This window comes from Azospirillum sp. UFLA03-27 (genome assembly GCF_059803775.1).
The window spans coordinates 1-11,974 of record NZ_JAUQTX010000210.1 but is presented as its reverse complement, the minus strand read 5'-3'; the positions used below and the strand labels follow the sequence as shown (position 1 = coordinate 11,974).

Sequence of the window (11,974 nt, the reverse complement as noted above, 5' to 3'; positions counted from 1 at the left end):
GCTCTGCCCCTGCGGGAAGACGACGCGGACGCCCTGCGCCTTCAGCAGTTCCATGCCGGCCATGCCGGCTTCGGGGTAGAACAGGTCGACCAGACAGGTGCCGAAGAAATAGACGCTTTCAGGCCGTTCGATCTCGGGCCGGCTTGTGGTGCCGTCGTGGCTCATGATTTTCCTCCCTCCCGCCTCAGAACGCGGGTTCCGACGCGCGCGCGGAAGCCGTGGCGGGAGCCTTCGGCGTCGAGCAGGCATCGACCAGATAGACGATGGAACGGTACGGCAAGCCGGAGTGGTCGGACAGGCCGATTTCGCAGGTCCGGCTGTTCGAATAGCCGGCCTTGGCCCCGGCGGGGATGTCCTTGGACAGGTGGCGCAGGGCGTGGGCGTTCAGCTCCGGCGTGGTGAAGCCCTTGTCGCCGGCGAAGCCGCAGCAGCCGACGTCCTCCGGCACCACCACCTGGGTGGCGCAGGCGGCGGCCACCGCCTTCATCTTGGCGTCCAGGCCCATGCGGCGGGTGGAGCAGGTCAGGTGCAGCACCACCGGCTCCGTCTGCTTGGTGAAGGTCAGCCGGTCCAGCAGATGGTCGTGGATGAACTCGACCAGATCCAGGACCTGGAGCCCGGCGTCCTTCAGATGCTTCTTCAGCCGGAAAGAGCAAGGGCTGGTGTCGAGGACCACCGGGGCCGTGCCGTTGGCGCTGGCCGCCCAGATGGCGCGGACCATTTCCTCCGCCTTGGCGTCGGCCTGGGCGGCGAGGCCCTTGCTCTCCAGCGGCATGCCGCAGCACAGCGAGGACAGCTGCTCCGGATAGGCTACGCGGTAGCCGGCCTTCTGGAACAGCGCCTCCACCTTCACCGGCAGCGGGGTCTTCTCCGGATCGTTGGCGGCGGGACCCATGCTGCGGCTGGTGCAGCTCGGCACATAGACCACCGTCGGCGCGTCGGCGGACGCCTTGGCCTGGGCCAGCGGCGTGAAGTTGGTCGGGGTCGGCAGGGCGCGTGGCAGGTGCGGCAGGCGCTGGCGGGTGACGGTGCGCAGCCCCTCGAACAGCGAATTGGCCGTGCCGTCGCCGAGCGTCCGCTTGGCCAGATCGGCGAGCTTCAGACCGGCGCGGGCGACGCTCAGCGCCCCGGCGGTGTGGCCGGCGACGTAGCGGCCCACGCCCTGGGCCACCGCCCCGCGACGGTCGCCGCGGATCGCCTTGATGAGCAGCCCGGTCTCGATCCCCACCGGGCAGGCGGTGGAACAGAGGCCGCAGGCCGCGCAGGTGTCGATGCCCTGGTAGTCGTAAGCCTCGTGCAGGGCGCCGAGCCGCGCCGCGTCCGCGCCCGTGGCCTCAAGACGCGAAATCTCGCGCCAGCCGACGATGCGCTGGCGGGGGGAGAGCGTCATCTTGTGCGACGGGCAGGTCGGCTCGCAGAAGCCGCACTCGATGCAGGTGTCCACCAGCGGGTGGGCGGCGGGCATCGCCTTCAGGTTCTTGAGATGCGCCTCGGGGTCGTCGTTCAGGATGACGCCGGGGTTCAGCAGGCCCTGCGGGTCGAGCAGCGCCTTGATCTCCTTCATCAGGCCATAGGCCTGCGGACCCCACTCCATCTCCACGAAGGGCGCCATGTTGCGGCCCGTGCCGTGCTCCGCCTTCAGCGAGCCGTCGTACTTGCGCACCACCTGATCGCACACCGCGTCCATGAAGCGGCGGTAGCGGTCCACCTCCTCGTCGGTGTCGAAGGCCTGGGTGAAGACGAAGTGCAGGTTCCCTTCCAGCGCGTGGCCGAAGATGATCGCCTCGGTGTAGCCGAATTTCAGGAACATGGCCTGAAGCTCGACCGTCGCCTCGGCCAGCCGGTCGAGCGGGTAGGCCACGTCCTCGATGATGACCGTGGTGCCGACCTTGCGCATGGCGCCGACCGCCGGGAACAGGCCCTTGCGGATCTTCCAGTAGCTTTCGCCCAGCTTGGCGTCGGTGGTGAAGGTCGGCTCGAACAGGGTCTGGGTCTGGGCGATCACCGCGCTGACCGCGGCGATGTTGGCGTCCAGCGCCGCCGCATCCTCGCCGCGGATCTCCACGAGCAGGGCGGAGGCGTCCGGCCCCAGCCCTCCGATGAAGTCCGGCATGCCCGGCTTGCCCTCGACCGAGCGCAGCGAGGCGCGGTCCATCAGCTCCACCGCCGAAACCGGAGTCGGCTTCATCAGCGCGACGGCGCGGCAGGCTTCCCCGATGTCGGGGTACATCAGCAGCGCGTTCGCCTTGTGGGCGTGCTCCGGCACCGTGTTGTAGGTGATCTCGGACAGGAAGCCGAGCGTGCCCTCCGATCCGATCATCAGGTGCTGGAGGATCTCGACGGGTTCCTCGAAGTCCACCAGGGCGTTCAGGCTGTAGCCGGTGGTGTTCTTGATGCGGAACTTGTTGCGGATGCGCTCCGCCAGCTTCTCGTCGGCGCGGGTGCGGGCGGCCAGATCGGACAGGCCGGACAGCAGGGCGCCGTGGCTGACGGCGAAGGCGGCGCGGCTGGCGGCGTCGCCGGTGTCCAGCAGCGTGCCGTCGGCCAGCACCAGCCGCATGGAGGCCAGTGTGCGGTAACTGTTCTGGGCGGTGCCGCAGCACATGCCGCTGGCGTTGTTGGCCGCGATGCCGCCGATCTTGGCGGTGGCGATGGAGGCCGGGTCCGGACCGATCTTGCGCCCGAAGGGGGCCAGCTTGCGGTTCGCTTCCGCCCCGATGACGCCGGGCTGGAGGGTCACCGTCGCGGCACCCGGCGGGATGGTGCAGCCGCGCCAGCTGTCGCCCAGCAGGACCAGGACGGAATCGGTGACCGCCTGGCCTGACAGGCTGGTGCCGGCGGCGCGGAAGGTCACCGGCGTCTTCAGCTCCCGGCAGAGGTTGAGCAGCCGCACCACCTCGCCCTCGGCCTCGACGATGGCGACGATCTTCGGGATCAGGCGGTAGAAGCTGCCGTCGGTCCCGTAGGCCAGCGTGCGCAGCGGGTCGGTGACGAGGCGTTCGTCCGGCATGAACTCCCGGAGGGCCGCATGCAGGCGGTCATAGGGCGCGGGCAGCATCGGTTCTCGGGGCCTCCGGATCTGGGACCGCGCGACGACTCCTCCGTGATCGCCGGTCCGGGTTGCGGGTGCTGGGGCGACGTTTGTTTCCGCCCGTCAGACGGACGGCTTGTTGTGTGCCACAGTCAGTAGGTCGGATAATAGATTTGCTGGGGATAATCGATTTGCTGGGTGGCCGCAATGGTAAAATGAATTGACCAAACGCAGCGCTGTGATGCTGCAATGCATAAGAAATACGGCGCACAAAGAAAGCGGCGCCACCCGACCGGATGGAAGGCCGAGCGGCGCCGTAGGGATTAAAGCTCGGCAGTGGATGACGCCCCTTCTCCCCGGGGGGAGGAGAAGGGGGTTCGGACGTCGACGCTTTACGGGATCATCCAGGGCAGGATGTAGGCCTGGATCATGGTGATGACGCCGATGATCGCGACGAAGAACAGGCTGTGCTTCACGGTGAAGCGGAACAGCTCGGACTCGCGGCCGACCAGACCCACCGCGGCGCAGGCCACGGCGATCGACTGAGGGGAGATCATCTTGCCGGTGACGCCGCCGGTCGTGTTGGCCGCGACCATCAGCACGTCGGACACGCCCACCTGCTGCGCCGTGGTGGCCTGCAGGCCGCAGAACAGCGCGTTGCTCGACGTGTCGGAGCCGGTCAGGAACACGCCCAGCCAGCCCAGGATCGGCGAGAAGAACGGGAACAGGAAGCCCGTGCCGGCCAGCAGCAGCGCCAGGGTCGAGGACAGGCCCGAGTAGTTGGCGATGAAGGCGAAGGCCAGGACCATGCCGATCGAGTAGATCGGGCGCTTCAGCTCGCTGACCGTCTCGACGAAGGTCTTCACGCCGTCGGCCGGGCGCATCTTCAGCATGACCATCGTGATGATCGCGGAGATCAGGATGGCCGTGCCGGTGGCCGCCAGCAGGTCGAGCTTGTAGACGGCGTCGATGGGCTTCGGCGAGGCGACGATCGGGGCGGCCTTCAGCACCAGCTTGTCCAGCCCGGCGATCGGGAAGTACAGCACCGTGTCGGCGAGCGCGCCGCCCTTGGCGAACAGGGCCTTGAAGGGCTTCAGGCTCCAGATCGTGACGACCACGGTCAGGATCAGGAAGGGCGACCAGGCCTTGGCGATCTCACCCGCGCTGTAGCCGCGCTGGGCGTTGAACTCGCTCGACGCCATGGCGCCGACCGACTGCGGCACCGGACCCGACGCCAGCGGGGAATTGGCGAAGCGGAAGATCGCCTTCGGCTTCCAGAACTTCAGGAAGACGGTGATGCTGACGAGGCTGACCAGGGCGGAGGTGATGTCCGGCAGCTCCGGCCCGATGAAGTTGGCGGTGAAGTACTGGGTGACGGCGAAGGTGCCGCCGGCGACCAGGATGGCGGGCCAGGTCTCGCGCACACCCTTCCAGCCGTCCATGATCATGATGATCCAGAAGGGCACGAAGACGGACAGCAGCGGTAGCTGGCGGCCGGCCATGGCGCCGATCTTGAACGGGTCGAGCGAGGTGACCTGACCGGCGACGATGATCGGAATGCCCATGGCGCCGAAGGCCACCGGGGCGGTGTTGGCGATCAGGCAGAGACCGGCGGCGTAGAGCGGGTTGAAGCCCAGCCCGACCAGCAGCGCCGCGGTGATGGCGACCGGCGCGCCGAAGCCCGCAGCCCCTTCCAGGAAGGCGCCGAAGGAGAAGCCGACCATCAGCATCTGAAGCCGCTGGTCCTCGGTGATCGACACCACCGACGAGCGGATGATCTCGAACTGGCCGGTCTTGACCGTGATCTTGTAGAGGAACACGGCGGCAACGATGATCCAGGCGATGGGCCACAGGCCGTAAAGGAAGCCGTATCCGGCGGACGCCAGCGCCATGCCGACCGGCATCTTGTAGAACAGGATGGCGACGGCCAGCGAGATGGCGACGGTGATGGTGCCCGCGATGTGGCCCTTCATGCGCAGAACGGTCAGCGCGATGAAGAAGAAGATGATCGGCAACGCGGCCACAAGTGCCGAAAGCCAAAGGTTACCCGCGGGATCGTAGACTTGTGTCCAGGGCTGCATGTTTCCTACCTATGCCGCAGATTCTCGGTTCTGCGCTTTGGCCTGCGACCGTGAGTGGAGCCCGGACCCGCGCGTCTTATCCGGACGCGCGCCGCCTGTCATTCCACGGCCGATCGGTCGTGGAGATCAGTTTTTTCTTGGGTTGGGCTCCGGTCAAAACTTATGACCAAAGGCTCAGAACGGATACATTGGGTCGCAATGGTTGGCAATAGGGAAAATTCAATTTACCGTCAGCGTAGCGAGGGACTTTTTCTTGCCCGTGGTATTACCACTAGACCCATTCGATGGTGGAGCCGCCGGTAAACGGTGTCATGGATCTCGGCAGGGCTGGACGCGCGAAAGCCATGACGATATCTAACCTTCTGGATAAGGCGGGATTTCTGCGGATGCAGGGCAAGGGGCAGGGCAAGGGAATGATAAAGCCGGCCAAATTGGCGGACGCCATCGCGGATCATCTGGAGACGCTGATCCGGGAGGGCGTGCTGCGTCCGGGGGAGAAGCTGCTGCCGGAACGGGACCTGGCGCTCAAGCTGGACGTCTCGCGCCCGTCGCTGCGCGATGCCTTGGAGAAGCTGGAGGAGCGCGGGCTGCTCGTCTCCGGGCGCAACGGCACGCACATCGCACAGTTCCTGGCGCCCATCGCCGCCCCGCTGGCGGCGCTGCTGCAATCCGATCCGGACGCGCCCTTCCATTATCTGGAGTTCCGCAGCTCCATCGAGGCCGCCGCCGCCAAGCTGGCCGCGCAGCGGGCGACCGACCTCGACCGCAAGGCGATCCGCGCCCTGGCCCAGCGCATGCGCGACGCACATGGGAAGGATGATCCGTCGGAAGAGGCCGATGTGGACGCACAGCTTCACCTCGCCTTCTACGAGGCGGCGCACAACACGGTGATGTTGCACATCATGGGCGCGCTATCGGAGATGCTGCGCAACGACGTGTTCTACAACCGCGATCGGCTCTACACCCGGCCCGGCGTGCGTGATCTGCTGCTGGACCAGCATCTGGCCATCGTCGACGCGGTGCTGGCCGGCGATGCCGAGGCCGCCCATGCGGCGGCGGAGGCGCACGTGATGTTCACGCTGCACACCCTGCGGGAAATCCGCGAGGACGACACGCGGCTCGAGGCCTCCCTGCGCCGCATCGGGCGCACCGACCTGATCGAAACCGCCGAACGGACCTGAGTCCCGTCCGGTCGTCCGTCATTCGGGAACCCGAGGGTCATTCTCGGTTTTACACGGCTGTAGGCCAAGGGAGGTCCAGCCGTGCCCACCGCAACGCCACTTGACGAAACGCTGCCGTCCGTCGTTCCCTATTGCGGTGCCCCGCCGGTGCCGGAGGGGTTCTGGAGCGCCTGGAACGGCGACCCGGTCCTGCTGTCCGTCTTCGCCCTGGCCGCCGTGGGATACGCGGCACTGGCAAAGCGGCATGGGGCGGGCATGGAGCGGCACCAGCCTTGGTGCTTCGCCGCCGGGTGGCTGGTGCTGTTCGCCGCCTTCGTGTCGCCGCTGTGCAACCTGACCTCCGCCTTGTTCTCGGCGCGGGTGGTCCAGCATCTCCTGACCATCCAGGTGGCGGCGCCCCTGCTGGTCCTGTCCTGGCCGATGGGCGCGGTGCGCTGGCCCAACTGGGCGCGGACCCTGGCATCACCCCTGGCCGTTCCGGAGATCGCCTGGGGGCTGTTCGGGCTGTTCCTCTGGGTGTGGCACCTGCCGGGACCCTACATGGCGGCTCTGCGCTTCGAGGCGGTGCTGTGGGGCATGCACGCCAGCCTGCTCGTCGGCGCGGTTGCCGCGTGGCGGACGGTGCTGGCCCCGGACGGTCCGGCGATGCGGGGGAGGGGCTTGCTGTCGGCCTTCGGCACCTCGGTCCATCTTGCCATCCTGGCGGCGCTGCTGATCTTCGCCCCGCAGCCGCTGTTCGTCTACCATCTGGACACGACGGCGCCCTGGGGCCTGTCCGCCCTGGCCGACCAGCAACTCGGCGGCCTCATCATGGGGGTGGTCGGGGCGGCGGTCTATGTGGCGGTCAACCTCTACGCCCTGGCGCGCTGGCTGATGGTGCCCGAGCGGCAGCGCACCTGACGTGACGCTGCCGTTGCCGCCGCAACCCTCACGGACGCGCGGACACCGACCCCGCGGTTCGCAGGCTGAGGGCGTCGTGCAGCGAGGCGGCCAGCGTGCGGGCCACGCAGTCGTAGCCGAAGTCGTTCTGATGGATGCCGTCCGGTCCCACCAGATCGTGCATGGCGGCCTGCCGGGTTTCCACCCACTGGCGCATCACCGCGTAGCGGTGGAACAGGCCGCCCCCTTCCTCCGCCGCGACGCGGGCGATGCGGGCCTCCATCTCCTCGTGCCGGGGCTTCGCCAGCATGGCCGGGGCGTATTGCAGGTCCATCAGCACGACGTCCAGACCGGCGCCCTTCAGCGTCCGCACGCCGCTGCGGATCACCTGTTCCGCCGCGTCGGGATCGTCGCCGCGCAGGACGGTGTTGGCCGCAACCTGCCAGATCACCAGATCGGGCGTTTCGTCCAGCACGTCGCGTTGGAACCGCTTCAGCATGTCGGGTCCGGTCTCCCCGTTGGCGCCCTTGTTGAGGACGGTCAGGGTGAGCCCGGGGTAACGCGCGCCCAGATGCTCGGCGAGCCGCACCGGATAGCTGTGCTCCGCTTTGCTGGCTCCGGCCCCGGCGGTGGAGGAGGAGCCGATGGCGACGATGCGCAGCGGCCCGCCGGCGGCCAGCGCCCGCGCGCCGCGCGGCAGCGGAACGGCAAGGTCGGCGGTTTGCAAGGACACGGCGCAGGCCGCGGCCCTTGCCGGCTCGGGCTTGGCCGTCAAGCCGGCGAGGAAAGGGACGAGGGACAGCAGGGCGGCTGAGAGGACGGCGGCCCTCCGGCCACGGGTCCGGGGGGCGGGCGTGCCTGTCACGGAGCGGGTCTCCCGGCGCGGTCGATCATGGTGGACACGGTGTCGGCCAGGATGCGGCCGAGGCAGCGGTGAACGAACTGGTAGGCCTGCAGCTTTTCCTCCTTGGAGTCGGGGGCGAAGCCGACGCGGCCCTCCTCGAACCAATGCCGCATCATCTCGAAACGGGGGAAATGGACCACGTCGCTGTTCTGCGACACCCACTCCACATAGTCCAGGTAGGGCTGGAAGGTGATGAGCTGGGTCGTCTGGGGGCTGTACTGCATGTCCATCAGGATCACATCGGCGCCGCGCCCCTGGGCTGCCGCAATTCCGTGGCCCAGAGCCTCTCCGAAGCTGTCCGGCCCGATGTTCCGCATGGCGTCCGCCGTCCCCACCTGCCAGACCAGCAGGGAGGCGGCGGAGGAGGCCAGTTCCCGGTTCAGGATGGGCAGCATCTCCTGCGCGGTCGCCCCCGGCGCGTTGCGCACGGTCACGCTGACCTTGCGATCGGGCAACCGGGCCGCCAGCTCCTTTTCCAGCAGGGCCGGATAGGCGGTGTCGGGTCGCGCACCCGCCGAGTTCAGCACCAGGATGGGCAGCGTGCCGCCGCGCTTCAGCCGTTCCCAGGCGCGCGGCAGGGCGCCGTCGATGGTGTAGACGGTTTCGGGAACGGCGCAGGGATCGCTGGGCGTCTCCGACGCCGCCTTCGCGACGCCCATGTCGATGGTGGCGGTCAGTCCCGCGAGGACGGCCAGGGTCAAGACGGTCGCGCGCTTCATGCGCTCGGGTCCTTGGCTGGGGCCATTGGGGCGTCAGGGACCAATGGGGCGGCGGGTGCCGCGGGCGGGGCGGATGCCGATTGGCGTGGAGGCCGTCCCACGGACTGATACCAAGTCAGCACCCGCGCGGCGGCCACCATCACGGCGATTCCGGCGAGTGTGACCGAAAACTGGGCCAAAAGCGAGGCGGACCAGTGGTTCAGCACCGTCTGGCCGGCGAAGGACAGGAAGATGCCCAGGCAGAAGACCTGAAGCGACTGGCGCCCGCACAGGATCACCGGCGCCAGCGCCGGCCAGCGCAGCCACGTGCTGTCGAACCGCGCGATCTGAAGAACGACGTAGGCCAGCGCGCAGAAATGCGCGAGCCGCAACAGGTCGAGGTCGGTCTTGCTGATCGGGTAGAGGATCTCCGCCAGCCACACCGGCATCAGCGCGGCCATCGGCGCGACCTGCCAGGAGATCACCAGCAGCAACGATGCGAACAGATACCCTCCCGCCAGCCACAGCAGCGCCGTCCGCCGCGTCGTCAGCGCGGCCGCCACCCTGGGCAACCGCTGCATGGTGGCCCCCAGCACGAACAGGAGCTGCCAGGCGAAGGGGTTGAAGAACCAGACGCCGCCGTCCGGATAGGTCGGCAGGTTCCAGTCCAGGACGCGCGCCACCGTGTAGAGCGTGACCGACCCGGCCAGCAGGACCAGCGGCCAGCGCCGCAGCACCGGCAGCACCACCGGAAGGGACAGCAGCAGCACGATGTAGAGCGGCAGGATGTCCAGGTTGGCCGGCCGGAACTTGAGCGCCAGCGCCTGCACCAGCGACACCGCGGGATCGGCGAAGAAACCGGCGATGCCCATTTCCTCGGTGAACAGGGGGTTGTCGAAGACCCGCGCGGTGTAGGCGACCTGCGCCGTGAAGGCGATGAACAGGAAAAGATAGGCGATGTAGAGCGTCCAGCAGCGGTCCAGCACCTTGGCCGCTGCGAACCGCCAGCCGTGCTTGTCCAGTATCCGTGAATAGACCAGCGACGATGTGTAGCCGGAAATGAAGACGAACACCTCGGTCGCATCGCTGAGGCCGAAGTTGCGCATCGTCACCCAGGCGATCTGATTGCCCGGGATATGGTCCACGAAGATGAACCACAGGGCCAGCCCTCGGAAAAAGTCCAATCGAAGATCGCGTATCCCGCCCGACGCCACCGCCTTGTCCCGCTCTGGTTTCGTGTGCGGTGCACCGTGGCACGGCGCCCCGGTCTTGGCAATCGGCGTCCTGCACAGGGCCACAGCGGCCGCATTTGGGCTTTACCGGCCCCGGCGAGAAGAGGGAGGAGTCGAATTTAAGCTTCGGCGTCGGCCTTGAGCACCCGCACATGGCTGTCGTGGAAGGCGGCGCCGCCGAAGGGCGCAACCGGGTCGGCGCCGGTCAGGCTGTTGATGCCGCGCCCGCCCTCGTGCGCCGCGTTGGGCCAGATAGACTCGGCGATGACCACGCCCCGCCGCACCCCGTCGAACAGCCGGGCGTGCAGGAACACCGCGCCGCGTCCATTCGTGGCCTCCACCCGGTCGCCCTCCGCGATGCCCAGCGCCGCCGCGTCGTCGGGGTGCAGCATCAGGCTCGGGCGGCGCTCCCGCCCCGCCGAGGTCGGGGTCTCGGTGAAGCTGCTGTTCAGGAAGTTGCGGGCCGGCGCGGTGACCAGCCGGAAGGGGTGCTCCTCGTCCGCCTCCTCCGTCACCGCCCAATGGTCGGGGAAGGCCGGCATGGCATCGACCGGGCCGAAGGTGGACGGCGCGGCGTAGGGCACCTTGGGCCAGTCCGGCTTCAGGCGGAACTTGCCGTCCGGCCAGCGGAAGCCCTTCACGAAATGCGCGTCCTCGAAGTCCGGCTGCACATCGAGGAAGCGCTGGGATTCCAGCGCCTCCAGCGTGCCGTGGCCGGACGCGCGCAGCGTGGCGTCGATCAGCTCCCGCTCGGTCATGGCGAAGCCGGGGTGGGAGTCGCTGCCCAGCCGCCGGGCCAGCTCCGTGATGACGGCGTGGTTGGGCCGGCACTCGCCCGGCGGATCGACCAGCTTGGGCCCGAGCAGGATGTGCTGGTTGCCGCCCGCCTGATAGAGGTCGTCGTGCTCCAGGAACATGGTCGCGGGCAGCACGATGTCGGCCATGCGCGCCGTCTCGGTCATGAATTGCTCGTGCACGCAGACGAACAGGTCGTCGCGCGCGAAGCCCCGGCGCACGCGGGCCTGATCGGGGGCGACCGTCACCGGGTTGGTGTTCTGGATCAGCAGAGCCGTCACCGGCGGGCCGCCGGCCAGCGCCTCCGGGTCGCCCTCCAGGATCGGGCCGATCCGCGACTGGTCGAGCATGCGCACGGTCGAGTCGCGCAGGTCCAGCCCCTCGATCAGCGTCTTGTTCCAGCCGTAGATGCCGCTGTTGGAATGGAAGGCGCCGCCGCCCTCCACCTTCCAGGCGCCGCTGACCACCGGGATGCAGGAGGCGGCATGCATGTTCACCGCCCCGTTGCGCGAGCGGGTGAAGCCGTAGCCCAGCCGGAAATAGCTGCGCGGCGTTTGCCCGACCAGCCGGGCGAAGGCCTCGATCTCCGCCGCCGGCAGACCGGTGATGGACTCGGCCCACTCCGGCGTCCGGCTGGCGAGATGCGCCTCCAGCCCGGCGGGGTCGTCGGCGTGGCTGGCGAGATAGGCGCGGTCGGCCAGCCCGTCGCGGAACAGCACATGCATCACCGCGCAGGCCAGCGCCCCGTCGCTGCCCGGACGGATCAGCAGGGGGACGTCCGCCTGCTCCATGGTCGGGGTGCGGTAGACGTCGACCACGGCGATCTTCGCCCCGCGCTCCTTGCGGGCGCGGACCGCGTGGGTCATCACGTTGACCTGGGTGGAGACGGCGTTGGTTCCCCAGATCACCACGAGGTCGGATTTGGCCATCTCGCGCGGGTCGGCCCCGGCCAGCTTTCCGGCGCCGGCCAGCCAGCCGGCCCAGGCCGGGTTGGTGCAGATGGTGGCGAAGAAGCCCGACCAGCGCCGGGCGTGGCGCAGCCGGTTGATGCCGTCGCGCTGCACCAGCCCCATGGTGCCCGCGTAGTAGTAGGGCCACACCGTCTCCGGCCCGTGCCGGCGCTCGGCCTCCAGGAACCGGTCGGCGACGATGTCCAGCGCCTCGTCCCAGGAG

8 protein-coding genes and 1 pseudogene are annotated in these 11,974 nt (G+C 68.5%); 2 read left to right on the top strand and 7 right to left on the bottom strand.

The genetic code is table 11. The features are described 5' to 3' along the window. The 3 genes and pseudogenes from Q4I23_RS24685 to lldP form a co-directional block, all read right to left on the bottom strand. A pseudogene (locus tag Q4I23_RS24685) lies at positions 1–165 on the bottom strand ((Fe-S)-binding protein); the annotation flags it as partial. A 19-nt stretch (positions 166–184) separates the two neighbouring features. After that, complete coding sequence (locus Q4I23_RS24680; protein WP_498527965.1) at positions 185–3,058, bottom strand: FAD-binding and (Fe-S)-binding domain-containing protein; 2,874 nt, start codon at positions 3,056–3,058, stop codon at positions 185–187. Positions 3,059–3,423: 365 nt separating this feature from the next. Continuing rightward, complete coding sequence (lldP, locus tag Q4I23_RS24675) at positions 3,424–5,112, bottom strand: L-lactate permease (protein WP_454016408.1); 1,689 nt, start codon at positions 5,110–5,112, stop codon at positions 3,424–3,426. A 386-nt stretch (positions 5,113–5,498) separates the two neighbouring features. Between lldP and Q4I23_RS24670 the strand changes: the two genes are divergently transcribed. Beyond that, positions 5,499–6,293, top strand: a complete 795-nt coding sequence (locus Q4I23_RS24670) for an FCD domain-containing protein (protein ID WP_188261667.1) — start codon at positions 5,499–5,501, stop codon at positions 6,291–6,293. An 81-nt stretch (positions 6,294–6,374) separates the two neighbouring features. Next, positions 6,375–7,193 carry a cytochrome c oxidase assembly protein gene (locus Q4I23_RS24665; protein WP_498527964.1) on the top strand — a complete coding sequence of 273 codons (819 nt, stop codon included), beginning with the start codon at positions 6,375–6,377 and terminating at the stop codon, positions 7,191–7,193. 28 nt (positions 7,194–7,221) lie between these two features. Here the strand turns inward: Q4I23_RS24665 and Q4I23_RS24660 are convergent, their stop codons facing one another. From Q4I23_RS24660 to Q4I23_RS24645, 4 genes are all read right to left on the bottom strand, one after another. After that, complete coding sequence (locus Q4I23_RS24660; RefSeq protein WP_498527963.1) at positions 7,222–8,037, bottom strand: SGNH/GDSL hydrolase family protein; 816 nt, start codon at positions 8,035–8,037, stop codon at positions 7,222–7,224. Beyond that, positions 8,034–8,795 (bottom strand): SGNH/GDSL hydrolase family protein, encoded by a 762-nt coding sequence (locus tag Q4I23_RS24655; RefSeq protein WP_454016411.1) that lies wholly within the window; start codon positions 8,793–8,795, stop codon positions 8,034–8,036. The genes Q4I23_RS24660 and Q4I23_RS24655 overlap by 4 nt, the downstream gene beginning before the upstream one ends. Then, positions 8,792–9,958 carry an OpgC family protein gene (locus Q4I23_RS24650; RefSeq protein ID WP_498527962.1) on the bottom strand — a complete coding sequence of 389 codons (1,167 nt, stop codon included), beginning with the start codon at positions 9,956–9,958 and terminating at the stop codon, positions 8,792–8,794. Before Q4I23_RS24650 ends, Q4I23_RS24655 begins: the two co-directional genes overlap by 4 nt. Positions 9,959–10,125: 167 nt before the next feature. Then, positions 10,126–11,974 (bottom strand): molybdopterin-containing oxidoreductase family protein (locus tag Q4I23_RS24645; RefSeq protein ID WP_498527961.1); only part of this gene is annotated, 1,849 nt, incomplete at its 5' end.

Bases quoted from the DNA above. Each gene is read 5' to 3' on its own strand.
- Q4I23_RS24680 (WP_498527965.1), bottom strand. From the start codon at position 3,058: ATGCTGCCCGCGCCCTATGACCGCCTGCATGCGGCCCTCCGGGAGTTC.
- lldP (WP_454016408.1), bottom strand. From the start codon at position 5,112: ATGCAGCCCTGGACACAAGTCTACGATCCCGCGGGTAACCTTTGGCTT.
- Q4I23_RS24670 (WP_188261667.1), top strand. From the start codon at position 5,499: ATGCAGGGCAAGGGGCAGGGCAAGGGAATGATAAAGCCGGCCAAATTG.
- Q4I23_RS24655 (WP_454016411.1), bottom strand. From the start codon at position 8,795: ATGAAGCGCGCGACCGTCTTGACCCTGGCCGTCCTCGCGGGACTGACC.